Source organism: Ornithinicoccus sp. (assembly GCF_057176825.1).
Genome location: NZ_CM169976.1, coordinates 2,035,259 through 2,061,407, shown reverse-complemented (window position 1 = coordinate 2,061,407; position 26,149 = coordinate 2,035,259). Strand labels below are relative to the sequence as shown.

The 26,149-nt window shown below is 71.8% G+C and carries 27 protein-coding genes and 2 pseudogenes; 15 read left to right on the top strand and 14 right to left on the bottom strand.

Annotation, left to right across the window (positions count from 1 at the left end; translation table 11 throughout):
- Positions 1-82: 82 nt before the first annotated feature.
- The 7 genes and pseudogenes from AC1QRC_RS10335 to AC1QRC_RS10305 all read left to right on the top strand — a co-directional run bounded on the left by AC1QRC_RS10335 (position 83) and on the right by AC1QRC_RS10305 (position 4,332).
- Positions 83-1,087, top strand: coding sequence for an FAD-dependent oxidoreductase (locus tag AC1QRC_RS10335; protein ID WP_484203245.1), 1,005 nt, complete (start codon positions 83-85; stop codon positions 1,085-1,087).
- Between the two features lie 11 nt (positions 1,088-1,098).
- Positions 1,099-1,446, top strand: a complete 348-nt coding sequence (locus tag AC1QRC_RS10330) for a hypothetical protein (RefSeq protein ID WP_484203244.1) — start codon at positions 1,099-1,101, stop codon at positions 1,444-1,446.
- 48 nt (positions 1,447-1,494) lie between these two features.
- Complete coding sequence (locus tag AC1QRC_RS10325; protein ID WP_484206617.1) at positions 1,495-1,851, top strand: hypothetical protein; 357 nt, start codon at positions 1,495-1,497, stop codon at positions 1,849-1,851.
- A gap of 77 nt (positions 1,852-1,928) precedes the next feature.
- Positions 1,929-2,678 (top strand): annotated as a pseudogene (locus tag AC1QRC_RS10320) (MIP/aquaporin family protein).
- A gap of 94 nt (positions 2,679-2,772) precedes the next feature.
- Entirely contained in the window at positions 2,773-3,360 is a 588-nt protein-coding gene (locus AC1QRC_RS10315; protein ID WP_484203243.1) for an FGGY family carbohydrate kinase, read from the top strand.
- Positions 3,361-3,560: 200 nt separating this feature from the next.
- On the top strand, positions 3,561-3,956 hold the full coding sequence (locus AC1QRC_RS10310) for an FGGY-family carbohydrate kinase (RefSeq protein WP_484203242.1): 396 nt from the start codon (positions 3,561-3,563) through the stop codon (positions 3,954-3,956).
- A complete protein-coding gene (locus tag AC1QRC_RS10305) occupies positions 3,913-4,332 on the top strand; it encodes an FGGY-family carbohydrate kinase (protein WP_484206616.1) in 420 nt (139 codons plus the stop codon). The genes AC1QRC_RS10310 and AC1QRC_RS10305 overlap by 44 nt, the downstream gene beginning before the upstream one ends.
- 33 nt (positions 4,333-4,365) lie before the next feature.
- Here the strand turns inward: AC1QRC_RS10305 and AC1QRC_RS10300 are convergent, their stop codons facing one another.
- The 8 genes from AC1QRC_RS10300 to AC1QRC_RS10265 all read right to left on the bottom strand — a co-directional run bounded on the left by AC1QRC_RS10300 (position 4,366) and on the right by AC1QRC_RS10265 (position 13,298).
- Positions 4,366-5,070: a nucleoside/nucleotide kinase family protein gene (locus AC1QRC_RS10300; RefSeq protein ID WP_484203241.1), complete on the bottom strand. Its 705-nt coding sequence runs from the start codon at positions 5,068-5,070 to the stop codon at positions 4,366-4,368.
- Positions 5,071-5,107: 37 nt separating this feature from the next.
- Positions 5,108-6,280, bottom strand: coding sequence for a flavodoxin-dependent (E)-4-hydroxy-3-methylbut-2-enyl-diphosphate synthase (gene ispG, locus AC1QRC_RS10295; RefSeq protein WP_484203240.1), 1,173 nt, complete (start codon positions 6,278-6,280; stop codon positions 5,108-5,110).
- 43 nt (positions 6,281-6,323) lie between these two features.
- Positions 6,324-7,649 (bottom strand): M50 family metallopeptidase, encoded by a 1,326-nt coding sequence (locus AC1QRC_RS10290; RefSeq protein WP_484203239.1) that lies wholly within the window; start codon positions 7,647-7,649, stop codon positions 6,324-6,326.
- Complete coding sequence (gene dxr / locus AC1QRC_RS10285) at positions 7,646-8,860, bottom strand: 1-deoxy-D-xylulose-5-phosphate reductoisomerase (RefSeq protein WP_484203238.1); 1,215 nt, start codon at positions 8,858-8,860, stop codon at positions 7,646-7,648. Before dxr ends, AC1QRC_RS10290 begins: the two co-directional genes overlap by 4 nt.
- A 10-nt stretch (positions 8,861-8,870) precedes the next feature.
- The gene (locus AC1QRC_RS10280; RefSeq protein ID WP_484203237.1) at positions 8,871-9,638 is read right to left on the bottom strand and encodes a hypothetical protein; all 768 of its coding nucleotides are present in this window, start codon (positions 9,636-9,638) and stop codon (positions 8,871-8,873) included.
- Positions 9,635-10,999 (bottom strand): hypothetical protein, encoded by a 1,365-nt coding sequence (locus AC1QRC_RS10275; RefSeq protein ID WP_484203236.1) that lies wholly within the window; start codon positions 10,997-10,999, stop codon positions 9,635-9,637. Before AC1QRC_RS10275 ends, AC1QRC_RS10280 begins: the two co-directional genes overlap by 4 nt.
- Positions 10,999-11,307 carry a hypothetical protein gene (locus tag AC1QRC_RS10270; protein ID WP_484203235.1) on the bottom strand — a complete coding sequence of 103 codons (309 nt, stop codon included), beginning with the start codon at positions 11,305-11,307 and terminating at the stop codon, positions 10,999-11,001. Before AC1QRC_RS10270 ends, AC1QRC_RS10275 begins: the two co-directional genes overlap by 1 nt.
- 80 nt (positions 11,308-11,387) lie before the next feature.
- Positions 11,388-13,298: a propionyl-CoA synthetase gene (locus tag AC1QRC_RS10265; protein ID WP_484206615.1), complete on the bottom strand. Its 1,911-nt coding sequence runs from the start codon at positions 13,296-13,298 to the stop codon at positions 11,388-11,390.
- Positions 13,299-13,420: 122 nt separating this feature from the next.
- Between AC1QRC_RS10265 and AC1QRC_RS10260 the strand changes: the two genes are divergently transcribed.
- Entirely contained in the window at positions 13,421-14,593 is a 1,173-nt protein-coding gene (locus AC1QRC_RS10260) for an LOG family protein (RefSeq protein ID WP_484203234.1), read from the top strand.
- 2 nt (positions 14,594-14,595) lie between these two features.
- Here AC1QRC_RS10260 and rlmN read toward each other — a convergent pair whose 3' ends face one another.
- Entirely contained in the window at positions 14,596-15,768 is a 1,173-nt protein-coding gene (gene rlmN / locus AC1QRC_RS10255) for a dual-specificity RNA methyltransferase RlmN (protein ID WP_484203233.1), read from the bottom strand.
- A gap of 14 nt (positions 15,769-15,782) precedes the next feature.
- The gene (locus AC1QRC_RS10250) at positions 15,783-17,174 is read right to left on the bottom strand and encodes an MFS transporter (protein WP_484203232.1); all 1,392 of its coding nucleotides are present in this window, start codon (positions 17,172-17,174) and stop codon (positions 15,783-15,785) included.
- Positions 17,175-17,317: 143 nt separating this feature from the next.
- Between AC1QRC_RS10250 and AC1QRC_RS10245 the strand changes: the two genes are divergently transcribed.
- Positions 17,318-17,803 carry a Dps family protein gene (locus AC1QRC_RS10245; protein ID WP_484203231.1) on the top strand — a complete coding sequence of 162 codons (486 nt, stop codon included), beginning with the start codon at positions 17,318-17,320 and terminating at the stop codon, positions 17,801-17,803.
- A 44-nt stretch (positions 17,804-17,847) separates the two neighbouring features.
- Positions 17,848-18,231 (top strand): hypothetical protein, encoded by a 384-nt coding sequence (locus tag AC1QRC_RS10240; protein WP_484203230.1) that lies wholly within the window; start codon positions 17,848-17,850, stop codon positions 18,229-18,231.
- A 22-nt stretch (positions 18,232-18,253) separates the two neighbouring features.
- Here AC1QRC_RS10240 and AC1QRC_RS10235 read toward each other — a convergent pair whose 3' ends face one another.
- The 3 genes from AC1QRC_RS10235 to pyrH all read right to left on the bottom strand — a co-directional run bounded on the left by AC1QRC_RS10235 (position 18,254) and on the right by pyrH (position 20,549).
- A complete protein-coding gene (locus AC1QRC_RS10235; protein ID WP_484203229.1) occupies positions 18,254-19,135 on the bottom strand; it encodes a phosphatidate cytidylyltransferase in 882 nt (293 codons plus the stop codon).
- Positions 19,136-19,162: 27 nt separating this feature from the next.
- Positions 19,163-19,720 carry a ribosome recycling factor gene (gene frr / locus AC1QRC_RS10230; protein ID WP_484206614.1) on the bottom strand — a complete coding sequence of 186 codons (558 nt, stop codon included), beginning with the start codon at positions 19,718-19,720 and terminating at the stop codon, positions 19,163-19,165.
- 88 nt (positions 19,721-19,808) lie between these two features.
- The gene (pyrH, locus tag AC1QRC_RS10225) at positions 19,809-20,549 is read right to left on the bottom strand and encodes a UMP kinase (protein ID WP_484206613.1); all 741 of its coding nucleotides are present in this window, start codon (positions 20,547-20,549) and stop codon (positions 19,809-19,811) included.
- 183 nt (positions 20,550-20,732) lie between these two features.
- On the opposite strand from pyrH, the gene AC1QRC_RS10220 reads away from it, so the two are divergent.
- The 5 genes and pseudogenes from AC1QRC_RS10220 to nadC all read left to right on the top strand — a co-directional run bounded on the left by AC1QRC_RS10220 (position 20,733) and on the right by nadC (position 25,198).
- Entirely contained in the window at positions 20,733-21,647 is a 915-nt protein-coding gene (locus AC1QRC_RS10220; protein WP_484203228.1) for an NUDIX hydrolase, read from the top strand.
- Positions 21,648-21,776: 129 nt separating this feature from the next.
- Entirely contained in the window at positions 21,777-22,787 is a 1,011-nt protein-coding gene (nadA, locus tag AC1QRC_RS10215) for a quinolinate synthase NadA (protein WP_484203227.1), read from the top strand.
- Positions 22,784-23,167: pseudogene (locus AC1QRC_RS10210) on the top strand (FAD-binding protein); the annotation flags it as partial. The gene nadA and the pseudogene AC1QRC_RS10210, both read left to right, overlap by 4 nt.
- Before the next feature lie 25 nt (positions 23,168-23,192).
- A complete protein-coding gene (locus AC1QRC_RS10205; RefSeq protein WP_484203226.1) occupies positions 23,193-24,341 on the top strand; it encodes an FAD-binding protein in 1,149 nt (382 codons plus the stop codon).
- Positions 24,341-25,198 (top strand): carboxylating nicotinate-nucleotide diphosphorylase, encoded by an 858-nt coding sequence (gene nadC / locus AC1QRC_RS10200; protein ID WP_484203225.1) that lies wholly within the window; start codon positions 24,341-24,343, stop codon positions 25,196-25,198. Before AC1QRC_RS10205 ends, nadC begins: the two co-directional genes overlap by 1 nt.
- A 79-nt stretch (positions 25,199-25,277) precedes the next feature.
- Here the strand turns inward: nadC and tsf are convergent, their stop codons facing one another.
- Positions 25,278-26,105 (bottom strand): translation elongation factor Ts, encoded by an 828-nt coding sequence (gene tsf, locus AC1QRC_RS10195; protein WP_484203224.1) that lies wholly within the window; start codon positions 26,103-26,105, stop codon positions 25,278-25,280.
- Positions 26,106-26,149 lie beyond the last annotated feature (44 nt).

Below are 26,149 nucleotides of genomic sequence, written 5' to 3'. Positions count from 1 at the left end.
ACAAAGATCGAGCAGGGCCAAGCCCCCGTGATAGGGAGGGTGGGCGGTCCCCGGACGAGAGGCACGGATGCACGCCAAGGCGATGACCCCGCAGACCCGCGACGAGGCGCTGGAGGCGCTGGCCCGCAGTGGGACGGACGGGCCGGAGTTCGATGTCCTGGTGATCGGCGGCGGGGTCACCGGCGCAGGAGTCGCCCTCGACGCCGCCACCCGTGGGCTGTCCACGGTGGTCGTGGAGGCCCAGGACTGGGCCTCGGGCACCTCCTCGCGGTCGACCAAGCTGGTGCACGGCGGGCTGCGCTACCTGCAGATGCTCGACTTCAAGCTGGTGCACGAGGCGCTCACCGAGCGCGGCCTGCTGCTCAGCCGGATCGCCCCGCACCTGGTCAAGCCGATGTCGTTCCTCATCCCGCTGGAGCACCGGGTGTGGCAGCGGGCCTACTACGGCGCCGGGGTCGAGCCTGTACGACGTCCTGGCCAACCTCATGCCGGGACGCCGGGCCCTGCCGATCCACCAGCACGCCACCCGCAAGGGCATGCAGAAGCAGTTCCCCGACCTGCGGCACGAGACGGCCATCGGTGCGGTGAAGTACTGGGACGCGACGGTCGACGACGCCCGCCTGGTCGCGACCCTGGTCCGCACGGCGGTCACCTACGGCGCACGGGCCGCCAACCGCACCCAGGTGGTCGAGCTCACCAAGGACGCGCGCGGGCCGGGTCAACGGCGCCGTCCTGCAGGACCTGGAGACCGGCGAGCCAGCTCACCGCGCGCGCCCGGCACGTCATCAACGCGACCGGGGTGTGGACCGAGGACACCGAGGCGCTGGCCGACACCTCCGGCGGGCTGCGGGTCCTGGCGTCCAAGGGCATCCACCTGGTGATCCCCCGCGACCGGATCAAGCGGCACCTCCGGCCTGTTCCTCCAGACCGAGAAGTCCGTGCTGTTCTTCATCCCGTGGTCCCGCTACTGGATCCTGGGCACCACCGACACCCCGTGGAAGCTGGACCCGCAGCACCCGGTCCCCACGGCCGGCGACATCGACTACGTGCTGGAGCACGCCAACGCGGTCCTCGTCGACCACGCTGACCAGGGAGGACGTGATCGGCTCGTATGCAGGGCTGCGGCCGCTGCTGCAGCCCGGCACCAAGGAGGGCACGGACTCGGCCAAGGTCAGCCGGGAGCACACCGTCGCCAGCCCCGTGCCGGGCCTGACCATCGTCGCCGGCGGCAAGCTCACGACCTACCGGGTGATGGCCAAGGACGCCGTGGACTTCGCCCTCGGCGGGCAGGCGGTGGAGACCCCGAGCATCACCCACGAGATCCCGCTGGTGGGTGCCGTCGGCGAGAAGGCCATCCGGCGCAGTGCCGGGCGCGTGGCAGGAGCACGTACGGCTGGAGCTCACAGGTCGTGGACCACCTGCTGCACCGCTACGGCTCGCTGCTGACCGAGCTGGTGGACTCGATCGAGCAGGACCCGCTCGCTCGCCGAGCCGCTGGAGCATGCCCCGGCCTATCTGCGCGCCGAGATCGTCTATGCCTGCACCCACGAGGGCGTGGTGCACCTGGCCGACATCATGCTACCAGCGGACCCGCCTCAACTACGAGGTCGCCGACCGTGGGCTCGCCGCCCTGCCGGAGATCGTCGGATCTCGCTGCGGCAGCGCTGGAGTGGGACGACGCCCGCAAGGAGCGCGGAGCTGGAGGACTACCGGGCGCAGGCGCCGGGCCGAGGAGCTGGCCGCCCAGGAGACCGACGACGAGTCCGCCGAGCGGGCCCGGCTCCAGGCAGCCGGACCTGGCGCCCATGGTCAAGCTCGGCCCCGCCGACACTCCGAGTCGAGGACGCCTAAATGACCCCCTGGTAGGTCTCGCGATCTGGGACGCTGCCCCTGTCTGAATCACTCAACGGAGAGAACGGAGAACCCCCATGGAGGACATCTTCCTCCCAGAGGTGCTCGGCACGATGATGCTGACCCTCCTGGGTTGCGGCGTCGTGGCCAACGCGATCCTGCCCAAGACCAAGGGCAACGGCGGCGGCTGGCTGCATGATCAACTTCGGCTGGGGCTTTGCGGTCTTCGCCGGCGTCTTCGTCGCCCTGAAGTCCGGTGCCCACATCAACCCCGCCGTCACCCTCGGCCTGCTGGCCAACGGGCAGGACGAACTCGGGCCGGGCATCGAGGCGAACGCCGGCAACGCCGTGCTGTACATCGTCGGCCCAGTTCATCGGTGCCTTCATCGGTGCCGTCCTGGCCTGGCTGGCCCACCAGCAACCACTTCGACGAGGACGCCGACCCCGCCGTGAAGCTCGCGCGTCTTCTCCACCGGCCCCGAGATCCGCAACACCCCGGCTGGAACGTCGTCACCGAGGTCATCGGCACCTTCGTGCTGGTCTTCGTGGTGATCTCCTTCGGCGTCGTCGGCCCGGACGGTGCGGCCGCCAACGCCATGCTCGGCCCGCTGGCCGTGGCCCTGCTGGTCGTCGGCATCGGCGCCAGCCTCGGTGGACCCACCGGCTACGCCATCAACCCGGCCCGTGACCTCGGCCCCCGCATCGCCCACGCGATCCTGCCGATCCGCGGCAAGGGCAGCAGCGACTGGGGCTACTCCTGGATCCCGGTCGTCGGTCCGATCATCGGCGGCGTGCTGGGCGGACTCCTCGCGGCCGCCGTCTTCTGATCCCCGGGCGGTGCGGACGCTCGCCTGGCCGTCCGCACCGCCTCCCTCGCCCTGCCAGGAAACCCGCACAACGAGGTGAAGGAAGCACACAACGATGGCTGACTACGTACTCGCGATCGACCAGGGCACGACCAGCACCCGGGCGATCGTGTTCACCAAGTCCGGCGAGATCCACTCCGTCGGCCAGAAGGAGCACGAGCAGATCTTCCCCAAGGCGGGCTGGGTCGAGCACGACCCCGACCGAGATCTGGGACAACACCCGCGAGGTGATCGGGCAGGCGCTGGCGCAAGCGGCGACCTGGCCAAGCACCCAGACATCGCCGCGATCGGCATCACCAACCAGCGGGAGACCGCGGTGGTGTGGGACAAGAACACCGGCGAGCCGGTCTACAACGCGATCGTCTGGCAGGACACCCGCACCGACAAGATCGTCGCCGAGCTCGGGGGCGACGAGGGCGCCGACAAGTACAAGGCGATCTGTCGGGCTGCCGCTGGCCACCTACTTCTCCGGCCCCAAGATCAAGTGGATCCTCGACAACGTCGACGGTGCCCGCGAGAAGGCCGAGGCCGGCGACCTGCTGTTCGGCAACACCGACACGCTGGACGCTGTGGAACCTCACCGGCGGCCCCGACGGCGGCGTGCACGTCACCGACGTCACCAACGCCTCCCGCACGATGCTGATGGACCTGACGACCCTCGAGCTGGGACGAGAGCATCGCCAGCGACATGGGCATCCCGCTGTCGATGCTGCCCGAGATCCAGCTCCTCCTCGGAGGTCTACGGCAGGACGCAGCACGGCAAGCTCGCGGGCGTGCCCGATCGCCGGCATCCTCGGCGACCAGCAGGCCGCGACGTTCGGCCAGGCGTGCTTCGAGAAGGGCATGTCGAAGAACACCTACGGCACCGGCAACTTCATGCTGCTCAACACCGGCACCGAGATCGTGCCGAGCGAGAACGGCCTGCTCACGACGGTCTGCTACAAGATCGGCGAGCAGGACACGGTCTACGCCCTCGAGGGCTCGATCGCGGTCACCGGCTCGCTGGTGCAGTGGCTGCGCGACAACCTGGGCCTGATCAAGGACGCACCGGAGGTCGAGACGCTGGCCAAGGAGGTCGACGACAACGGCGGGTGCTACATCGTGCCGGCCTTCTCCGGGCTGTTCGCGCCGTACTGGCAGGACCGACGCCCGCGGTGCGGTCGTCGGCCTCACCCGGTACGTCAACAAGCACCACATCGCCCGGGCTGCGCTGGAGGCCACCGCGTTCCAGACCCGTGAGGTGCTGGACGCGATGAACGCCGACTCCGGCGTCAACCTCTCCGAGCTGCGGGTCGACGGCGGGATGATCGCCAACGAGACGCTGATGCAGTTCCAGGCCGACATCCTCGGGGTGGACGTGGTCCGTCCCAAGGTGGCCGAGACGACCGCGCTGGGCGCCGCCTACGCCGCGGGCATCGCCGTCGGCTTCTGGTCGGGCGAGCAGGACGTCATCGACAACTGGGCCGAGGGCGCCCGCTGGTCCCCGCAGATGGGCGACGCCGAGCGGGAGCGCCTCTACCGCAACTGGAAGAAGGCCGTCACCAAGACCTTCGACTGGGTCGACGAGGACACCGAGGCCGTCGAGGAGAAGGCGGCCGAGGAAGCCGACGCCTGATCCGTCACACCGTTCCGTACGGGCCCCGGTGGTTCAGCCGAACCACTGGGGCTCGTCTGGGTCCGGCTCCAACAGTTGCGGGCGCTGCAGGTCGGTGTTGTCCAGGATCCAGGTCGGCGGGTGGACCCGGGACTGCTGCCGGTAGAGCCGCTGCCCGCCCACGTACCGCTGGTTCGCCGGGTGGTCCGGGTCCTCGTCCCCCTCCCGCCGACGGTCCGGGAACCGGGCGTTGCCCCGCGGCACCGAGACCTCGAACGGCACGAGGACCAGGAGGGTGGCATCCCAGCGCTGCACCAGCTCGGGCCGACGCAGGAAGATCCCGTCCACCAGCAGGAGCGCATCGTCGGAGGGCTCGACCGGGTCGGGGTAGACCGGCTCGTCCCGCACCACGTCGTGCACCGCCGGGACGATCTCCCGACCTGACCGGAAGGGGTCCAGCACCTTCGCCGTGAACGCGTCGTAGTCGAAGGATCCGTGGTAGAACCCCTCCGGTCCGGTGCCCGCAGCGACCCGCTCCGCACGGGGGCGGTGGAACCCGTCGATGGAGACACCCACCAAGTCCCGGCCGGCGACCTGGGCAGCGAGGGCGAGCAACTCCCCGACCAGGTGGGTCTTGCCTGCCCCGTCGACCCCGTCCACGGCAATCACCCCCCGCTCCCCCGGGCGGACGGCCAGCATCATGCCCAACAGGTCCACCAGCACCAGTTGGCGGGTCGGTAGGAAGCCGGGATACGACATACGGGCTCGTCGGGTCGGACGGACAGCAGGCGCCGGCTCAGCCGACGACGACCGACGGTGCGCCACCGGGCTCGCCGTCGACCGGCTCCCCCATCTCCTCGGCGATCCGCATCGCCTCCTCGATCAGGGTCTCCACGATCTGGCTCTCCGGCACGGTCTTGATGACCTCCCCCTTGACGAAGATCTGGCCCTTGCCGTTGCCCGACGCCACGCCCAGGTCCGCCTCCCGGGCCTCACCCGGCCCGTTGACCACGCAGCCCATGACCGCCACGCGCAGGGGAACCTCCATCCCCTCCAGGCCCGCGGTGACCTCGTCGGCCAGGGTGTAGACGTCGACCTGGGCGCGTCCGCAGGAGGGGCAGGAGACGATCTCCAGCTTGCGGGGCTTGAGGTTCAGGCTCTGCAGGATCTGGTTGCCGACCTTGACCTCCTCCACCGGGGGCGCCGAGAGGGAGACCCGGATGGTGTCGCCGATCCCCTTGGCCAGCAACGCGCCGAAGGCCACCGACGACTTGATCGTGCCCTGGAAGGCCGGCCCGGCCTCGGTGACACCGAGGTGCAGCGGCCAGTCGCCGCGCTCGGCCAGCATCTCGTAGGCGCGCACCATGACCACGGGGTCGTTGTGCTTGACCGAGATCTTGAAGTCGTGGAAGTCGTGCTCCTCGAACAGCGAGGCCTCCCACACCGCGGACTCGACCAGGGCCTCGGCGGTCGGCTTGCCGTACTTCTCCAGCAGCCGCTTGTCCAGGGAGCCCGCGTTGACCCCGATCCGGATGGAGACCCCGGCGTCCTTGGCCGCCCGCGAGATCTCCTTGACCTGGTCGTCGAACTTGCGGATATTGCCGGGGTTGACCCGGACGGCCGCGCAGCCGGCGTCGATCGCGGCGAAGACGTACTTGGGCTGGAAGTGGATGTCGGCGATCACCGGGATCTGGGACTTGCGGGCGATCGCCGGCAGCGCCTCGGCGTCGTCGGAGGTCGGGCAGGCCACCCGCACGATGTCACAGCCGGTCGCGGTCAGCTCGGCGATCTGCTGCAGCGTCGCGTTGATGTCCGTCGTAGGCGTGGTGGTCATCGACTGCACCGAGACCGGGGCGTCACCGCCGACCTCGACCTTGCCCACCCTGATCTTGCGGCTCTGCCGCCGGGGGGCGAGGACGGGGGGCGGCGCGGACGGCATGCCGAGCGCGATGGGGGTGCCAGCAGTCATGGTTCCAGTATCTCCCAGGGGTAGTCCGTCGGCGGGCCCGGCCTCAGCCACCGAGCCGGATCGGGTTGACCAGGTCGGCGTAGACCAGGAGCAGGGTCATCCCGATCAGACAGATGGCCACGGTGTAGGCCACCGGCAGCGCCTTGGCGATGTCCACGGGTCCCGGATCGGGACGCCTGAAGACGCGGGCGAAGGTCCGTTTCAGGCCCTCCCACAGCGCGCCCGCCACGTGCCCGCCGTCCAGGGGGAGCAGCGGGATCATGTTGAACACGAACAGGGCGATGTTGAGGGAGGCCAGCAGGTTCAGCAGCAGCACCATCTTGGCGGCGAAGGTGTCGGTGAGCGCCCCGAGACCGCCCGCCGTGACCTCTCCCGCGACCCGGCCCACGCCGACCACCGACACCGGTCCGTTGCCGTCCCGCTCCTCGCCCCCGAAGGCGGCCTGCCACACCCCCACCATCTTCTCCGGGAGGGCCAGGAAGATCTTGCCGGTCTCGACCAATGCGGTGCCGACGTAGGCGGGTGCCTCGCCCAGGGGTTGCGGGATGTACTCCACCGACCCGCTGGCGCCGAGGAAGGAGACCTCCCCCACGACCGGGTTGCCCGCGGCGTCGAACCGCCCGGCCCCGTCCGGCTCCAGCAGTTGCCGCTCCACCTGGACCAGGTCGGCCTGCAGGGCGATCTCGGTGCCCTCCCGCAGGACCGTGATCTGGGCAGCGTCGCCGGCGTTCTGGATCGCGTAGGAGGCCTCGCCCCACCCGGTGACGGCGCGGCCGTCCACCGACGTGATGACATCGCCCTCCTGCAGGCCGGCCGCCGCCGCAGGGGACGGCGGCTGGCCCTCGCAGTCGGTGGCGGCGGGGTCGGCCGGCGCGCAGGCCGACACGGTCGAGACCTTGGAGGTGAGCTCGGGCAGGCCGTAGACCGTGATGATTCCGGTGAGCAGCACCGCAGCGATGACCAGGTTGGTGACCGGTCCCCCCAGCATGATGACCACGCGCTTCCACACCGGCAGCCGGTAGAACACGCGGTCCTCGTCACCGGGGCCGATCTCCTCGGCAGACTCGGCCCTGGCCTGGTCGGCCAGTTGGCTGAAGCGGCCGGTCGAGGAGGGGCGCAGCCGCCCGTCGTGCCCCGGGGCCGGGGGAAACATGCCAATCATCCGGACGTAGCCGCCCAGCGGGATCGCCTTGACGCCGTACTCGGTCTCCCCCTTGCGCCGGGACCACAGGGTCGGCCCGAAGCCGACCATGTACTGGGTGCACTTGACGCCGAACCGCTTGGCGGGGAGCAGGTGCCCGAGCTCGTGGAGCGCGATGGAGGCGCCGATGCCGACCAGCATCAGCAGGACCCCCAACAGGTACATCATGGTGTGCTCTCCTCGGTCGTGCCCGTCCCGGCACCCATCATCCTCCTCGCGTGCCGCCTGGCCCAATCGTCGGCGCGCAACACCTCCTCAACCGACAGCGCCCCCGTGGGGTTCCCGGCGTGCTCCTGGACCACCCGGTCCACGGTGTCGACGATGTCGAGGAAGCCGATCCGGCCCTCGTGGAAGGCTGCCACGCACTCTTCGTTCGCGGCGTTGTAGACGGCGGGCCAGGTGCCTCCCGCCGCGCCGACCTGCCGGGCCAGCCGGACGGCGGGGAACGCCTCGTCGTCCAGCGGGTGGAACTCCCAGGTGCTGGCCGCGGTCCAGTCGACCGGCTCGTCGACGTCGGGGAGCCGGTCCGGCCAGGACAGGCCCAGCGCGATCGGCACGAGCATCCGCGGCGGACCCAGCTGCGCCAGGGTCGACCCGTCGTGGAACTCGACCATGGAGTGGATCAGCTGCTGCGGGTGCACCACGACCTCGATCCGGTCGTAGGGGATGTCGAAGAGCAGGTGTGCCTCGATGACCTCCAATCCCTTGTTGACCAGGGTCGCCGAGTTGGTGGTGATGACACGTCCCATCGAGAAGTTCGGGTGGCGCAGCGCCTCCTGCGGGGTGACACCGGCCAGTTCCGACCGCGACCAGCCCCGGAACGGACCGCCGCTGGCGGTCACCACGAGCCGGCGCACCTCCCCGCCACGGCCACCCCGCAGGCACTGGGCGATGGCGCTGTGCTCGGAGTCGACGGGGACGATCTGCCCGTGCGCGGCGGCCGCCGTCACCAGGGGGCCGCCCACGATCAGCGACTCCTTGTTGGCCAGGGCCAGGGTGCTCCCGGCCCGCAGGGCCGCGAGGGTGGGTCGCAACCCGATGCTCCCGGTGATGCCGTTCAACACCACCTGCGCCCCGTTGCCGGCCACCGTCTCGGCGGCCTGTGCGCCGACCAGGACCTCGGGCCGGTATGTCGAGGCGCCGGCCTCGCGCGCGGCTGCGACCAGTCGCTCGAGCAGGTCTTCCCGGTCGCCCACGGCCATCGCGACCTGGGGGGCCCGCACCTGCACCGCCTGACGCACCAGGAGGTCGGGGTCACTGCCACCGGCGCTGAGCGCCCGGACCTCGAATTCTCCGGGGTGGGCCGCGATCACCTCCAACGCCTGGGTCCCGATGGACCCGGTGGAGCCGAGCAGGGTGACGGTGCGGGGAGAACTCACTGCGCCATTGTCACCTCTGGACCGCCTCCCGCGCGGCAGCGACCTGCGCGACCAGGCCCTCCACGAGCCCGTTCGCGCCGACCTGTTGGAACCGGGTGCCGGTCGACCCCGGGGTCCCGACGAAGCAGCCCCCGGGCCCGAGTGCCAGGGTGCACGAGGGCGGGGCCTCCTGCTGGCGCCCGTGCAGCACGACCGACTCGGCCAGCACCGGGGGATGTCCCAACGTCGCCATCAGCCGGGCAGGGTCGCCGGGGTCGGCGAACGAGCGGTCGGCGATGTCGCGGGAGACGTCACGATCCGCGTCCGGGGGGACGAGGAACTCCCGCACCACCTGGGACATCCGGTCCCACCCGGTCAGCCCGAAGCTGTGCACGCCCGCCGGGGTGACGTCCTCGACGACGATGGTGTCTGCGACGACGTGGAGGTACCGGGACTGGCTGCTGGACTCGTCCGAACTATCGCGCGGGGCTCCCAGTAGGCGGTGCAGCACGGCGACCACGGGTGCCCCGGCGCGCAGCCCCAGGACCAGCCCGGCCAAACCCGTGGCCTGGCCGGGCACCTGGTCGTCGGCTGCGTTCCCGGCGACCAGGTCGGACCGCAGGTCCCCCGTCGGCTCCAGCAGCCGACGGACCATCAGCGAGCGCTGCGCCGTCTGGCACGCCACCGCCCGCGTGGCCGGGTCCAGCAGCTCCAGGTAGGGCGAGGCGACCGGCGTGGGCGCCCCGTCCGTCAGTGCGGCCAGCTCCTCGTCGGTCAACCGACAGGCCAGTGCGCTCACGGCGCCAGCACCGGCGGACTCGGCAGGAACGGCTCGACCCACGGCGGGATCACCGGCAGCCGCGGTCCGGTGTCGATCGGGATCCGGGGCACGCCGATCCCCGGCCCGAGGTCCCGGATCAGGTCATCCCAGGTCACGTCCGGGTCGGGCAGGTCAGGCAGGTCGTCCAACCTGATGTCGAAGTTGTTCTCGAACACCTCATGGAGCAACTCCCGCCAGGAGGTCGACGTCCCGTCGACGCGCTCGGTCAGGTCGTCCGCCCTGTCGCGGACCCAGTCCAGGATCTCTCCCCCGAGCTCCGGGGCCCACGGGGTGAGCGGCCCGAGGGTGACCGGCGTCAGACCCTCGGCCAGCTCCCGCGCCCGCCGTTGCGCCTCCTCCCAGGCCGCGCCCGCCAGGGGTGGGACGACCTCGCGGTGGTCCCACACGGCGTTGCCGGCCTTCCACAGCCCATAGCTGCCTAGCGTGATCGCACTGACCGCCTTGATGTGGGGAGAGGGCACCGGCGCCACGAGCAGGATGGAGGAGGGAATGGCCACGAACCCGCCGACCCGGGTGATCGCGCCGCGCGTCCCGTCGTATCCGCCACCGGTGACCAGGTCCCGCACCGCCGTTGGGAAGATGGACAGCGGGATCCCCCAGACCCCGAGGCGCCCCACCATGCGGGCCCACCACGGGGCCCGGTCCAGCATCCGGGCCAGCCGCTGCCCGCGCTCGAGCAGCGCGACCCGGACGCTCAGGTCCACCCACCGGGCCCGTTCGACCGTCCAGAGCAGCAGCCCTCCCCGGCTCAGCCGCTTCAGCCCGGTCCAGGCCCCGCCGAGCCCGGCCGCCAGCTGGATGAGCACCTGCAGGTCGTTGGCGAGGGTCTCCGGCCACAGCGTCTCCACCCGGCCGCGGACCGCGTCCAGCACGGCATCCAGCTCGGACTCCTCCTGCGCCGTCTCCCGTTCGAGCAGGCCGACCACCGTCTCCAACTCGGCGATCCGGCGGGCGCGCTCCGCGACGCCCGGGTCGGCGGGGTCCGAGGGGGTGCCCCGCAGGACGTCCAGCTCCCGCAGCGCCTCCCGGCGGCGCACGCCGAGGGAGCACACCCGCTCCCGGGCATCCTGGGCACGGTCGGCTGCCCGGGCCGCCGACTGCGACAGCTCCTGCAGGGGCGCAACGTGGTGGTGCAGCACCAGGCGCAGGGAGTGCATCCGGGCCCGGTGACCGAGGCTGGCCGGTCCGTGCCAGAACTCGGCGGTGCCGCTCTCCAGCGCGCCCACCCGTCGGGCCAGCAGCCCCAGCCGGTCTGCGGAGTCCGTCAGGAGCGCCGCCGCGACCCGCAGCTCCTCGGGCGAGGTGTCGAGCGCGGCCATCAGTGCGTCCTCCGGACGGCGGTCGTCCCCTGCCGGGCCAGGGACTCGGCCAGCTGGTAGCCCTCCGCGGCCACGTCGGTCGTCCGGGCCAGTGCCGTGCCGGCAGCAGCGACCTCGCGCAGGGCATCCTCCCAGCGGGCACCGGCCTGACCCGCCGCGTGGGCCAGGGCACCGGGGCCGGCGCCCGCAGCCACCCGCTGCAGGGCACGCCGCAACGTCTCGGCGACATCCTCGATCTGACCGGTCACGGTGTGCAGCTGCTGGGCCGCCGCCCACACCCGGTCCGGGTCCACCCGTAGCGAACTCATCCACGCCCCCTCGCGTCCCGGCCGCCGCGGTCGACGGCCGTCACGGTCAGGGTAGGGCGGGACGGGGACCCGCTGGGTCGTTAATCCACAGCCTCCGCGCGCAGGACCCCCGTCAGGGCATCGAGCACACCGGCGTCCTCGATGGTGCTCGGCACCTGCGGGTCGCGCCCGTCGGCCAGTTCGCGCATGGTCTTGCGCAGGATCTTGCCCGAGCGGGTCTTCGGGAGGGCCTCCACGAGATCGACCCGCCGCAGGGCCGCCACGGCGCCCACCTCGGACCGGACCCGCTCGACCAGCTCGGCCCGCAACGCCTCGGCGGCTCCGTCGGCCTCCGTGCTCACCCCGGCCTTGAGCACCACCAGGGCACGCGGTACCTGCCCCTTGAGCGCGTCAGCGACCCCGATGACCGCGCACTCGGCGACCGACGGGTGGCCGGCGAGCGCGGCCTCCAGGGACCCGGTCGAGAGTCGGTGCCCGGCGACGTTGAGCACGTCGTCGGTGCGGCCCATCACGAAGAGGTACCCGTCGGGGTCGGTGTAGCCACCGTCACCCGTCAGGTAGTAGCCCTCGAAGGTCGACAGGTACGAACTGACGTACCGGTCGTCGTCCTGCCACAGCGTGGGCAACGTCCCGGGCGGCATCGGCAGCCGGATGCAGATCGCCCCCTCCGTGTCGGCCCCGACCTCCTGGCCGTGCTCGTCGAGGACCCGGACGTCGTAGCCGGGCACGGGCAGTGCGGCCGAGCCGGGTTTGATGGGCAACTGCACCAGCCCCACGGGGTTCATCGCGATCGGCCACCCGGTCTCGGTCTGCCACCAGTTGTCGATCACGGGCACTCCCAGGGCGTCGGTGGCCCACTGCCAGGTGTCCGGGTCGAGACGTTCACCGGCCAGGAACAGGGTGCGCAGGGAGGACAGGTCGTGCTCCCCGACCAGTTCACCCTCCGGGTCCATCTTCTTGATCGCGCGGATCGCCGTCGGCGCGGTGAACATGGCCACCGCGGCATGCTCGGACAGCAGCCGCCAGAACGCCCCGGCGTCGGGTGTGCCAACCGGTTTGCCCTCGTAGAGCACGGTTGTCGCGCCGGTCAGCAGGGGTGCGTAGACGATGTAGGAGTGGCCCACCACCCAGCCCACGTCGGAGCCGCAGAACCAGGTCTCCCCCGGCTGCACGCCATACAGGTGGGTCATCGACCACCGCAGCGCCACGGCATACCCCCCGCTGTCCCGCACGATCCCCTTCGGTTTCCCGGTCGTCCCCGACGTGTACAACACGTAGAGGGGGTCCGTCGCGGCCACGGGGACGCACCCGGCCGGCGCGACCGCGTCCGGGTTCATCAGCTGCTTCCAGTCCAGGTCGCCCTCCCCCATCTCGGCCGCCAGTTCCGCACGCTGCACGATGACGACGTGGTCGGGTCGGTGCGCCGAGCGACGCAGCGCCTCGTCCAGCATCGGCTTGTAGGGCACCACCCGGGTGGGCTCGATCCCGCAGGACGCGGAGACCACCACGACCGGCTGGGCGTCCTCGATCCGTGCGGCCAGCTCGGCCGGGGCGAACCCGCCGAAGACCACCGAGTGGACCGCCCCGATGCGGGCGCAGGCCAGCATGGCGATCACGGCCTCGGGGATCATCGGCAGGTAGATGACCACGCGATCGCCCCTGTCGACGCCCAGGTCGCGCAGCACCCCCGCGAACCGGGCCACCAGGTCCAGCAGCTCGGCATAGGTGAACCGTTGGGTGGTGCCCGTCACCGGGGAGTCGTAGACCAGGGCAGTCTGGTCCGCCCTCCCCCGGATGACGTGGCGGTCCAGCGCGTTGTAGCAGACGTTGAGCGTGCCGTCGGGGAACCACCGGTAGAAGGGGGGTGTGCTGTCGTCGAGGACCTGCCGCGGGGGATGGAACCAGTCGATGTCCGCGGCCGCGCCACCCCAGAACCCCTCCGGGTCCGTCACGCTGCCCGCCACCAGGTCCCGGTACTCCGCCTCCGTCATCGCAGTCATCCCCACATCCTGCTAGAGGACGCAGCCCTCGGCCACCACACGTCGGCACCGGCGCGACGAACGGTCGGACCCGGTCGCCGAGCCGTCGTGCCGCCGGCCGTTAGGGTCAGGACATGCCAGCGACGCCTGCCGCAGGAACCACCCGGAGCTACGGACGGGTGCTGCCGGGCCTGAGCCCGCGCGACCACGACCGGGAGGTCGAGGACCTGGACCAGCTGGAGGAGGTCCTGCGGGCCGGCAGGTCACTGGCCGGGCTCCGCTTCCAGGGGCTGGACCTGAGGCATGCGGCACCGCAGCTCCTGGCCCGCGACGACCTGCAGGGGCTCGTGGTCCTGGGCGGGCGCCTGACCCCCGAGCTGGACGAGCACCTGCGGACCCACGGCGCCATCATCTTCCCGACCGACCCCGCGGCGCCGGTGCGTCCCTACCGGGGGACGCTCTACACGGCCGAGGAGCTGTACCACGGTCTCGACCAGCACGGCTACCGCCACACCCCAGACGCACGGGCCTACGCCTGGGCCGAGGACGCCGCGCTCCGGCACGACGCCTACGTCAGTGTGCTGCGGGCCGTCCACGACGACGCGATGGCCGACGCGCTGGCCGGCCTGGTCGCCGGACGCGACGTCGTTGGGGTGATGGGCGGTCATGGCCTGCTGCGCGACAGCCCCGGCTTCGAGCAGGCCGCGCGCCTGGGTCATGCCCTGGCCGAGCACGGGTTCCTGGTCGCCACGGGCGGCGGTCCGGGCGCCATGGAGGCCGCCAACCTCGGCGCGTGGAGCCCCGACCCCGAGGTGCTGACACGCACCCTGGAGGCGGTCGCCGCCGTCCCGTCCTTCGACCCCGATGCCGGGGCGTGGGCCCTGGCCGCGCTGGCGGCCCGGCAGGCCGGGCGCGTCCCGGATCGTGACGACCCTGCGCAGGTGCGTGGGGTCGGGATCCCGACCTGGCACTACGGCCACGAACCCCCGAACGTGTTCGGCGACCGGATCGCCAAGTTCTTCTCCAACGCCCTGCGCGAGGACCTCCTGCTGCACCACAGCACCTCGGGCCTGGTCGTACTGCCCGGCGCGGCCGGCACGGTCCAGGAGGTGTTCCAGATGGCGACCCGGCTCTACTACGAGGTCGACGGCAGGATGCCGCCGCTCGTCCTCGTGGGGCGCGAGCACTGGTCCGACCGGTTGCCGGTGTGGCCGTTGCTGCAGGCCCTGGCCGCGGGCCGCCCGATGGCCGGATCGACGCACCTGGTGGACAGCACCGAGGAGGCCGCCGACCTCCTCACGGGGTAGGGTCAGGCGGTGGTGGCCGCGAGCTGCCCGCAGGCCCCGTCGATCTCCGAGCCGCGGGTGTCCCGGACGGTCGTCGGGATCCCGTGCGCGCGCAGCCGCTCGACGAAGTTCTGCTCCACCCCGGGGCGGGACGCGGTCCACTTCGATCCGGGCGTGGGGTTGAGCGGGATCGGGTTGACGTGCACCCAGCCGCGCCCGCGGGCGTTGAGCTTCTCACCGAGCAGGTCGGCCCGCCAGCCGTGGTCGTTGATGTCCCGGATCAGGGCGTACTCGATGCTCACCCGCCGCCCGGTCGTGTCGAAGTAGCGCCGGGCCGCGTCGAGGGCCTCATCCACCTTCCACCGCGTGTTGATGGGGACCAGCTCGTCCCGGAGCTCGTCGTCGGGGGCGTGCAACGACAGCGCCAGGGTGACCGGGATGCCCTCACCGGCCAGCTTGTCGATGGCCGGGACCAGCCCCACCGTCGACATCGTGACGCCGCGCGCCGACATGCCCAGGCCGTCCGGTGCCGGGTCGACCAGGCGGCGGATCGCGTTCACCGCCGACCGGTAGTTGGCCAGGGCCTCACCCATCCCCATGAACACCACGTTGCTGACCCGTAAGGCGTCCTCGGTGCTGCCGGCGCCCTCGTCGCCGCCGGCGAGGTCGCCGTGCCGCAGGAACCGGGCTGCCGCGACCACCTGCTCGACGATCTCGGCGGTGGACAGGTTGCGGGTCAGCCCGGCCTGCCCGGTGGCGCAGAACGGGCAGTTCATCCCGCAGCCGGCCTGGCTGGAGATGCACATCGTGACCCGCCCGGTGTAGCGCATCAGCACGGACTCGACCAGCGCGCCGTCGTGCAGGCGGTGCACCTGCTTGACGGTCGCCCCGTCGTCGGTGGACAGCTCCCGCACGGGGGTCAGCAGCGGGGGCAGCAGGGCGCCGACGAGGTCCTGGCGGGACTCCTTGGGCAGGTCGGTCATCTCCGCGGGGTCGGTGACCAGGCGCTCGAAGTAGTGCCTGGCCACCTGGTCGGCCCGGAACGGCCGGTGCCCCAGCTCGGTCGCCCAGGCACGACGCTGGGCCGAGTCCAGGTCCGTCAGGTGCGTCGGTGGCTTGCCCCGCCTGGGCGCGCTGAAAGTCAGCTTGCCCGGGACGGGCCGCTGGGTGCTGGGCGTTGGCAGTTCGGTGCTCATTGCACCCCAGTGTCTCAGGCTCGGCGCGCCAGCGGGACCAGGAGCAGTGCCAGCGCCCCCAACACCGCGAAGACGACGGCGGTGTATGCCGTGCGCTCGCCCGGGAGGACCACGATCCAGGCCAGGGCGGTGGCCGTGGCGGTGGTGAGCAGGGCAGTACCGATCACCTCCGACATCACCAGCGACTGCGCCGCCTCGCTGGCGCCGACGCCGTCGGGCACGGCCGGCTCGTCCAGCACGCGGTTGAGGGTGTCCACGTAGCAGGTCCCCATGCCGAGTCCGCACAGCGTCCACCCGAGCAGGTGCAAGGTCCAGCCCGCGTCCGCGCCCGGCTCCAGGGACCCGGGCAGCAGCGCCGCGGGCAGCACGGACACGGCCAGCACGGTGGTGCCCGCCGCCAGGCAGACCGCGCCGCAGGTGACCCGCCTCGCGAATGCCCGCCCACGGGCCGGCCAGCGGCTGCACACCGCACCCATCACCGACCAGCCGACGCCACCCGCCCCCAGCAGGAGGGCGATCGAGGCAGCGCCGCGCCCGAGCAGGTCGTGGGCGGTGATGGCCACGATCGCCTGGGCGCCGAAGAAGCTGGCGCACAGGACGGCCAGCAGCAGGATCCCGCTCGGCCGTCCCCGTCGCGCCGTGAGCACGCCGGGCGGCAGGATGCGGCCAGCCGCCGCGACCACCACCAGGGCGCCGACCGCGGCGGCCAGGAGGGCGAGCCCAGAGGGCCCGGCGAGGGAGACCAGCGTGATCCCCACCGCGAGGGAGACCGCGGGCCGCACCCCGAGCGCCCGGTCGCCGTCCTGCTCCGCCCGGTCCAACCGCCGGAGGCGGGAGATGACGACCGCACGGGCCAGCAGAAGGAGGGGCAGATAGACGACCAGCGCCCACCGCCACCCGATCGCCGCTGCCGTCCACCCGGCATACAGGGGCCCGACGAGGGAGGCGACCAGCCAGACCATCGCATAGCCCGCCAGGACCCCGCGCCGCCAGGCCTCGGGCAGCGCGGTCACCAGCGCCGACATCCCGACCGTCATCAGCGCCCCGCTGGCCAGCGCGGCCAGGACCCGGCCGGCGAGGAAGACGGGGAAGGTCGGCGCCAGTGCGCTGACCACCCCGCCGAGCACCACCACCGGCGTCAACCAGGACAGCATGGTCGCCGCCGACCAGCGCGAGAGCAGTGCGGCGCCCAAAGGCATGGTGAGGAAGAGCGCGGCCTGGACCGCAGCGACCAGCAGGCCGTAGTGCTCCTGGGCGCCCAGGTCCGCGGCCATCAGGGGGGTGATGGTGCCGGTGACGTAGGACTGCATCGCCGCGATCAACTCGACCGCGAGCATGGCGACAGCAAGCACCGCGGCCGAGCGCTGGTGCGTCCCGGTAGCGGCGCGGTCACCTCCTGCAGTCACGACCGCATGCTAGCATACGAGCACCCGTCAAATGGGACTAAGGCCAGCCTCCGCTGCCTTGTGGGCACCCCCGCAGCGCGGCATATTGGATGTCAGGTCGCCCCAACCGAGCGGCCGCCAGACTACGTTCCCAGGGAGGACACATGCCCACCACTCGCACCTCCGACGCCCTGTCCACCTCCTCCGAGGTCGCCGCCGGCGCTGCCCAGCTCCTGACCCCGGTCGTCATCGACCTGGAGGCCCTGGTCGTGGACGGCAAGCAGGCCCACTGGCACGTGCGCGGCGCCAACTTCGTGGGTGTCCACGAGCTCCTCGACGAGATCGTGGCGCACGCCCAGGAGTTCGCCGACACCGCAGCCGAGCGGGTCGTGGCCCTCGGCCTGCCGCTGGACTCGCGAATCGGCACCGTCGCGGCCAAGCACACACTTCCCCCGCTGAGCGAGGGCTTCACCTCCTCTGCGGAGCTGATTCCCCAGGTGATCGCGCAGATCGACGCCGCCCTGGAGACCGTGCGCGCTGCCGTCAAGGGCCTGGACGAGGTTGACCTGTCCAGCCAGGACGTGGCGATCGAGATCGAGCGCGGCCTGGTCAAGGACCGGTGGTTCCTGCAGGCCCACATCGCCGGCTGAGGACCCATTTCCAAATTTGGTTAGGCTAACCTACAATCGCCTGTGTGAGTCGTCGGCGAGGCCCTTCCGTGCGGGTGTGCATCTTCGCTGACGCCTGCGATCTGGCAGCCACCCAGCAGGTCCTGCTGGGGCTGCCGGCGGACGCCTACGGGCAGGTCTACACCACCGCGGACGCCGCCCCGGTCCGTCAGGTGGCCCCCGAGCGGGTCCAGGTGAACGCCCTGCGCCGCTGCGCCGGGCGCTGTCCCCTGACGGAGGCGCTCAAGGGCTGGGCTGCCGAGTGGCTGCCGGAGGGCGGCCCGCTCGGTGCGGACGGCCCCACGGTGTGGGTGCTCCCCGGCGCCACCGCGGCCTTGGCCGCCGCCGACCACGAGTGCGTCACCCGGCTGATTACCGCGCTGCCCAGCGACCAGTTGATCCACGGCTAACCTCCCCCGCGACCGACCTCGGTCAGGTGGGGACGAGCACCCCCAGCAACAGCCAGCACACCGGCACCGTGATCACCAGGGAGTCCAACCGGTCCATCACGCCACCGTGACCCGGCAGCAGGGACCCCATGTCCTTGATGCCCAGGTCTCGTTTGATCGTGGACTCCGACAGGTCCCCCGCCGTGGCGAAGAAGGCCACGGCCAGCCCCAGCAGCAGTCCGCCCCACACGGGCCCGTCGAGCAGCAGGGGCACGGTCAGCCCGCCGGCCAGCACACAACTGGCCACCGACCCGGCAAAGCCCTCCCAGGACTTCTTGGGACTGATCGAGGGTGCCATCGGGTGCCGACCGGCAAGGACCCCCACGGCATACCCCCCGATGTCACTGGCGACCGTCACGATGGCGAACGTCAGGATCCGCCCCACGCCGTCGTCCTCGGCCAGCATCAGCATCACGATGCCTGCCATGAGGGGCAGGTAGGCGATGACGAAGACGCCGCCAGCAATGTCCTTGACCGCACCCTGCAGCCCGTCGAGGGCGCGCCAGAGCAGGATTCCCAGACAGGCCAGGCCCACGCCGAGCGCCAACGCGTCGGGGCCGGCGTAGTAGGCAATGGGGACGATGAGCAGCGTGCCCAGGAGCGTGGGCACCGCCGGCGCATGAATCCGCCCCTCCCCCAACGCGCCGATCAGCTCGAAGGCCCCGACCAGGACCGCGGCCGTCACCAGCACCACGAAGACAGGCTTCCAGACAATGAGGCTGGCGATCACCAGGGCGCCGAGCAGGACGCCCACGCCGATGGCGGCGGGGAGATTGCGCCCCGCGCGCGACGGGGTCCCCGGAGACCCGGACGCCTTGCGCTGGGCCCGGTAGGCACGCCGCGACGACGCGGCAGGCGGGGTCACGCTCCTGTCCCTTCCCGGTCGGCTCGCTCAGACCTCCAGCAGCTCGGATTCCTTGTTCTTCAACAGCTCGTCGATGGCGTCCACGTGCTTCTTGGTGAGCGCCTCGAGCTCCTTCTCCGCCCTGGTGCCCTCGTCCTCGCCGATGTCGCCGTCCTTGACCGCCTTGTCGACGGTGTCCTTGGTGTGCCGGCGCACGTTGCGGACCGCCACCTTCGCGTCCTCCCCCTTGGTGCGGGCGAGCTTGATGTAGTCGCGGCGCCGCTCCTCGGTCAGCTGCGGCATCACCACCCGGATCACGTTGCCGTCGTTGCCGGGATTGACGCCCAGGTCGGAGTCGCGCAGCGCCTTCTCGATCTCGGCCATGGCACCGCGGTCGAAAGGCTGGATCAGGACGGTGCGGGCGTCCTGCACCTGGAAGGAGGCGAGCTGCTGCAGCGGGGTGGGGGCCCCGTAGTAGTCGACGAGCAGCTTGCTGAACATGCTGGGGTGGGCCCGCCCGGTGCGGATGCTGGACATGTCCTCCCGGGCCACCTCGAGGGCCTTGCCCATCTTCTCCTCACCCTCCAGCAGGGCCATCTCGATCACTTCGGACATCAGCGGTGCTCCTTGGGTGTGCGTGCTCCGGTTGCGGTGCTCGGTATGTCGTGCCGCGGCGTGGGCGGACCGGCTGCGGTCACCCTGCGGTGACCAGTGTCCCGATCTTCTCACCCCGGACGGCGCGGGCGATGCTGTCCTCCCCGTCCATGCCGAAGACCAGCATCGGCAGGTCGTTCTCCATGCAGAGGCTGAACGCGGCCGCGTCGACCACCTTCAGGTTCCGGGTCAGGGCGTCGGCATACGTCAGCGTGTCGAGCTTGCGGGCCGCGGGGTCGGTCCTGGGGTCGGCGGTGTAGACACCATCCACGCCGTGCTTGCTCATCAGGACCGCGTCGCACTTGATCTCCAGTGCCCGCTGCGCCGAGACCGTGTCGGTGGAGAAGTACGGCATACCCGCCCCTGCGCCGAAGATGACGACGCGCCCCTTCTCCATGTGCCTGATGGCACGGCGCGGGATGTAGGGCTCGGCCACCTGCCCCATCGTGATGGCGGTCTGCACCCGGGTCTCCACACCCTCGTGCTCCAGGAAGTCCTGCAGGGCCAGGCAGTTCATGACCGTGCCGAGCATCCCCATGTAGTCAGCGCGGGAGCGCTCCATGCCGCGCTGCTGCAGCTGCGCCCCGCGGAAGAAGTTGCCCCCGCCGACGACCACCGCGATCTCGACCCCTTCCCGCGAGACGGCCGCGATCTGTCGGGCGATGCCCCGCACGACGTCAGGGTCCAGGCCCACCTTGCCACCGCCGAAGGCCTCGCCGGAGAGCTTGAGGAGGACACGGCGGGCGCCGGGGTGGGTGCCCTCGTCGGGCTGGATCGGCAGTTCTGCGGGGGTGGCGATGAGGGTCTCCTCGGGAATGGTGGTTCTGGCGGTCACGAGGCCTCCCGGGCGGGTGGTGCGCGGACGTGGCGGTCGATAGATCCTGCCATACCGCCGACCGCGTCGCGCATCGTGGCAGGTGGACGCGCGGTACGCGACCTTCGGCACGTCCGGCATGATGTCCCGGTGAGCAGCGAGCGCCTGGGAGCCGAACTGGTGGCCGTGGTGGCCGCCGTCGTGAACGGCTCCCCCGTCGTCCTCACGACCGGCGGAGACCGCGACCGCCTCCCGGCGGGTCCGCTGCGCTCGGACCACCGGTCGATGCAGGCCGGCCTGAGCGCCTGGGTGGAGCAGCAGACGGGGCACCGGCTGGGCTACGTCGAGCAGCTCTACACCTTCGCCGACCCCGACCGGTCCGGCGCGGCCGGTCGGGTGATCTCAGTGTCCTACCTGGGCCTGACCTCGCCGACCGCCCCGGGGGCGGAGTGGCGCGGGTGGTACGAGCACTTTCCCTGGGAGGACCGGCGCCCCGCCGGGACGGGAGGCCAGGCGCACCTCAACCACCACGCGGACCTGGTGGCCGCCCTCCGGGACTGGGCCCAGGCCGGCGGCCCCGAGGCAGAGCGCCGCAGCCTGCGCTGCGCCGTCTGCTTCGGGACCGAGGGCAGGCCCTGGCGTCCGGAGCTCACCCTGCAGCGGTACGAGCTGCTCTACGAGGCCGGCCTGATCCCCGAGAGTGGTCACCCGGAGGGCGCACCGGGGACCGGTGAGCCGATGGCCCTGGACCACCGGCGGATCCTGGCGACCGGCGTGGCCCGCCTGCGGGCCAAGATCCAGTACCACCCCGTCGTCTTCGAGCTGATGCCCGACACCTTCACCCTGGGGCGGCTGCAGGCCACCGTGGAGGCGCTGGCGGGCCAGCCGCTGCACAAGCAGAACTTCCGGCGCCTGGTCATGCACCAGGACCTCGTGGAGGAGACCGGAGGCACCGACAGCGACACCGGCGGACGCCCGGCTCGCCTGTACCGTTTCCGCCGGGCCATCCTGGACGAGCGGCACGTCGCGGGCACCAAGCTCCCCGAGCCCCGCCCCACCCGCTGATCCTCACCCGCTCACCCTCACCCGCTGACTCCCCCACGTGCCGCGCGCTGATTTGCCTAATGCTCACATGCAGCATTAGAGTGACTTCGTCCAATATGCTCAACTACAGCATAAGGCGAGGAGACGCCCATGACCGAGGTCCTGAACCAGCCGAGGAGCACTACCACCGAGAGCCTGGTGGGTCGCACCGCCCACCTCTACGAGAAGGTGCGACACGTCATCCCGGAGGTGGAGTGGGCAAGCTTCGCCGGGGACGCGGAGGAGATCCTGCGCCTGAAGCAGGAGCGCAACGCGGTCATCCTGGCGCACAACTACCAGACCCCCGAGATCTTCCACTGCGTCTCCGACATCGTCGGCGACTCCCTGGCCCTGGCGCGTGAGGCGCAGACCGTCGACGCCGACGTGATCGTGCTGGCCGGCGTCCACTTCATGGCCGAGACGGCCAAGCTGCTCAACCCTGCCAAGACCGTCCTCGTGCCCGACCTGCGAGCCGGCTGCTCGCTCGCCGAGTCGATCACCGCCGCCGACGTGCGGTCGCTGCGGGACGCCCACCCCGGGGTCCCCGTCGTCACTTACGTCAACACCTCCGCGGCGGTCAAGGCCGAGAGCGACATCTGTTGCACGTCCGGCAACGCGGTGAGGGTGATCGAGTCCCTGGGGGTGGACCGGGTCATCATGATCCCCGACGAGTACCTCGCCCGGAACATCGCCCGGCAGACCGGCGTCGAGGTGATCACCTGGGCGGGCCGCTGCGAGGTCCACGAACGGTTCACCGCCGAGGACATCCGGCAGGTGCGGTCCGACCACCCGGAGGCGGTGGTGCTGGCACACCCCGAGTGCCCACCCTCGGTGGTCGACGAGGCCGACCTCTCGGGCTCGACCGCCCAGATGCTGGACTTCGTCGTGCAACGCCGTCCCCGTCAGGTGGCGCTCATCACCGAGTGCTCGATGAGCGACAACATCGCCGCCCAGCACCCCGAGATCGACTTCGTCCGGCCGTGCAACCTGTGCCCGCACATGAAGCGCAACAGCCTGGCCAAGATCCGCAGGAGCCTGGAAACATTGACCCACGAGGTCACCATCGAGCCGGACGTGGCCGGACGGGCCCGTCGCGCGGTGGAGAGGATGCTGGCCGTATGACGACCGTGGCTCCCCCGGGCACACCCGTCGTTGTCGGGGCGGGCCTGGCCGGACTCATCACCGCGCTCCACCTCGCTCCGGCACCGTGCACCGTGGTCACCACGGGCACCCTCGGCTCCCTCGCGGCCAGCAGCCGCGCACTGGGTGGGCTCGCCGCGGCCGTCGGACCGGGGGACTCCCCCGCGCTGCATGCCGCCGACACCCTGGCGGCAGGCGCCGGGCTGTGCGACCCGGAGGTGGTGGGCCGGGTCACCGGCGCCGCCCCGGAGGTGGTGGCCTACCTGTCCGCCCTCGGTGCGCAGTTCGACCGTGACGCCGGCGGCGCCTACCTGCTCGGCCTCGAGGGCGCGCACGGCAGGCACCGGATCGTGCACGCCGCGAGGCGACGGCAGCGGCGCCGAGATCATGCGCGCCGTGGTGCAGGCGGTCCGCGCGACTCCCTCCGTGACCGTGCTGGAGCACACCCGCGCCCACGATGTCCTGGTCGGTCCCGACGGAGTCACCGGTCTGGTGGTCGACTCTCCCGAGGGGCGGCGCACGCTCCCGACGGGCCGGGTCGTGCTGGCGACCGGTGGCGCGGGCGGACTGTGGCAGCACACCACGAACCCGACCGGTGCCCTCGGCCAGGGCCTCGCCCTGGCCGCACGGGCCGGGGCGCTGGTGCGCGACCTGGAGATGGTGCAGTTCCATCCCACCGCCCTCGACGTGGGTCTGGACCCGATGCCGCTGGTCAGCGAGGCGGTCCGGGGCGCGGGGGCGGTCCTGGTCAATGCCGCCGGGGGCCCACTGCTCGCGGACAGCCTGGCGACACGGGACGTCGTGGCGCGCGCCGTGCACGCGCACACCCGGGACGGCCTCCGGGTCTATCTCGACGCCCGCGGTGTGCTCGGCAATCGGATCGTCCGGAAGTTCCCCGCCTTCGGGGAGGCCTGCACACGGGCCGGCATCGACCCCTCGAGCGCGCTGGTCCCGGTCCGCGCCGCTGCCCACTACCACTGCGGCGGCGTCGCCGTGGACGGCCACGGCCGGACGACGGTGCCGGGGCTGTGGGCCTGCGGCGAGGTGGCCAGCACCGGGCTGCACGGCGCCAACCGGCTGGCGAGCAACTCCCTGTTGGAAGCCGTCGTGCTGGGTCGGGCGGTGGCCGAGGACCTCGCCGGGACGGCCCCGACCCGGGTCGCCCCCGCACTAACCGCCCCCGAACCAACCGCCCCGGCGCCGACCCCCGCGGACCCGTGGGGAGACACCCACGAGGCCCTCCCCCGCATCCGGGCCGTGCTGGAGGAGGCGGCCGGGGTGCTCCGTGAGGGTCCAGCACTCTTGCGCGCCGTGGAGCAGCTGCGGGACGCCGTGGACTCGGCCCCGCCGGGCCAGGTCCGGGACGCGGCGATCTCGGGGCTGCTGGTCTGCGCCTCCGCCCTGGCCCGGGCAGAGAGCCGTGGCGGGCACACCCGCACCGACCACCCCGGCGCGGCGGCGCAGGCCGTGTCCACCACCCTCTGTCTCGCGGACGTGCTGCCGGCGGAGCGCCCCGCTCTGCGAAGGAGTGCCTGATGAGCCTGACCCCGCTGCCCGACCTGCTCCTGGAGCCCGTCGTCCGCCGCGCCCTCGAGGAGGACCTCGGTGGCGCCGGCGACCTGACGACCAGCGCCGTCGTGCCCCCGGACGAGGTGGCCGACCTGCTGCTCGTCGCCCGGGCACCGGGGGTCCTGGCCGGCCTGGACCTCGCGCGGCTCGCCCTCACCCTCACCGACCCGGGGATCGGGTTCGTCCCGGAGGCCCGCGACGGTCACCGGGTGGCCGCCGGGGACGTGGTCGCCCGGCTGTCGGGGCCGGCACGGGGCATCCTGACCGGGGAGCGCGTCGCACTCAACTTCCTGGGGCACCTCAGCGGTGTGGCCACTGCGACCGCGCAGATCGCCGACGCGATCGCCCACACCAGCACACGGGTGTGCTGCACCCGCAAGACCACCCCGGGTCTGCGCGCGCTGGAGAAGTATGCCGTCCGTGCCGGTGGCGGTGTGAACCATCGGTTCGGTCTGGACGACGCCGTGTTGGTCAAGGACAACCACATCGCCGTCGCCGGGTCCGTGACCGAGGCGGTCCGCCGGGTGCGCCGGCACGTGGGCCATCTCGTGGCCGTCGAGGTCGAGGTCGACTCGCTGGACCAGCTGGCCGAGCTGCTCACCGACCCGGTGGACGCCGTGCTGCTCGACAACATGGATCCGGCGACGACCGCAGAGGCGGTCCGGATGGTCGACGGGGCCATGGTGACCGAGGCGTCGGGCACGATCACCGCGCAGACGGCACCCGCCCTCGCCGAGGCGGGGGTCGACCTGGTGTCAGCCGGGTGGATCACCCACAGTGCGCCGGTCCTGGACCTGGGCCTGGACCACCCGCTGGTGACCTGACCGACGCGGGAGGCGGACATGCCAGAGGCCGGGCCCCACTGCGGGACCCGGCCTCACGGCATACGCGTGCGGGTGTGGCTCAGACGCCGACCTTGAAGCGGGCGAAGGCCTTGACCTCCGCGCCACCGTCCTGGGCGACCTGGGCGACCGACTTCTTCGCGTCCTTGGCGAACGGCTGGTCCAGCAGCACGTTCTCCTTGAAGAACCCGTTGACGCGGCCCTCGATGATCTTGGGCAGCGCCTGCTCGGGCTTGCCCTCCTCACGGGCGGTCTCCTCGGCGATGCGCCGCTCGTTCTCCACCGTCGCGGTGTCGACCTCGTCCCGGGTCAGCACGGTGGGGCTGAACGCCGCGACGTGCATCGCGATGTCGCGGGCCAACTGCTCGTCGCCACCGTCGGTGGCCACCAGGACGCCGATCTGCGCGGGCAGGTCGGGGCTGGTCTTGTGCAGGTAGGACACGACGTTGGGGCCCTCGAGGCGGGCGACCCGACGGATCTCGATCTTCTCGCCGATCGCGGCGTTGGCCGCGTCGAGCACGTCGCTGACCTTCTCGCCGTCCAGGTCGGAGGCGAGCAGGGCGTCGGCGTCGGTGGCGCCGACGGCGACCGCCTGGGCCAGCACCCGGTCGGCGAGCTCGCCGAACTTCTCGCCCTTGGCGACGAAGTCGGTCTCGCAGTTGATCTCGAGCAGCGTGCCGGCGCCACCGTCGACGTGGGCCCGGACCAGGCCGTTGGAGGCCGAGCGGCCCTCACGCTTGGTGACGCCCTTGAGGCCCTTGACGCGCAGGATCTCGGCGGCCTTGGCGCTGTCGCCCTCGGCCTCGTCGAGGGCCTTCTTGACATCCATCATGCCGGCACCGGTCTGCTCGCGCAGGGCCTTGATGTCGGCGGCGGTGTAGTTCGCCATGGTGCGGAAATGCTCCTTTGTGGTGTGCGGAGAGGAACAGGGAG

Coding starts and splice junctions, on each gene's coding strand:
- AC1QRC_RS10265 (WP_484206615.1), bottom strand. CDS start 13,298: ATGACGGAGGCGGAGTACCGGGACCTGGTGGCGGGCAGCGTGACGGAC.
- ispG (WP_484203240.1), bottom strand. CDS start 6,280: ATGACTGCTGGCACCCCCATCGCGCTCGGCATGCCGTCCGCGCCGCCC.
- AC1QRC_RS10270 (WP_484203235.1), bottom strand. CDS start 11,307: ATGAGTTCGCTACGGGTGGACCCGGACCGGGTGTGGGCGGCGGCCCAG.
- tsf (WP_484203224.1), bottom strand. CDS start 26,105: ATGGCGAACTACACCGCCGCCGACATCAAGGCCCTGCGCGAGCAGACC.
- AC1QRC_RS10335 (WP_484203245.1), top strand. CDS start 83: ATGACCCCGCAGACCCGCGACGAGGCGCTGGAGGCGCTGGCCCGCAGT.
- AC1QRC_RS10310 (WP_484203242.1), top strand. CDS start 3,561: ATGTCGAAGAACACCTACGGCACCGGCAACTTCATGCTGCTCAACACC.
- AC1QRC_RS10260 (WP_484203234.1), top strand. CDS start 13,421: ATGCCAGCGACGCCTGCCGCAGGAACCACCCGGAGCTACGGACGGGTG.
- nadA (WP_484203227.1), top strand. CDS start 21,777: ATGACCGAGGTCCTGAACCAGCCGAGGAGCACTACCACCGAGAGCCTG.
- AC1QRC_RS10245 (WP_484203231.1), top strand. CDS start 17,318: ATGCCCACCACTCGCACCTCCGACGCCCTGTCCACCTCCTCCGAGGTC.
- AC1QRC_RS10205 (WP_484203226.1), top strand. CDS start 23,193: ATGCGCGCCGTGGTGCAGGCGGTCCGCGCGACTCCCTCCGTGACCGTG.
- AC1QRC_RS10290 (WP_484203239.1), bottom strand. CDS start 7,649: ATGATGTACCTGTTGGGGGTCCTGCTGATGCTGGTCGGCATCGGCGCC.
- rlmN (WP_484203233.1), bottom strand. CDS start 15,768: ATGAGCACCGAACTGCCAACGCCCAGCACCCAGCGGCCCGTCCCGGGC.
- AC1QRC_RS10315 (WP_484203243.1), top strand. CDS start 2,773: ATGGCTGACTACGTACTCGCGATCGACCAGGGCACGACCAGCACCCGG.
- nadC (WP_484203225.1), top strand. CDS start 24,341: ATGAGCCTGACCCCGCTGCCCGACCTGCTCCTGGAGCCCGTCGTCCGC.
- AC1QRC_RS10275 (WP_484203236.1), bottom strand. CDS start 10,999: ATGGCCGCGCTCGACACCTCGCCCGAGGAGCTGCGGGTCGCGGCGGCG.
- AC1QRC_RS10300 (WP_484203241.1), bottom strand. CDS start 5,070: ATGTCGTATCCCGGCTTCCTACCGACCCGCCAACTGGTGCTGGTGGAC.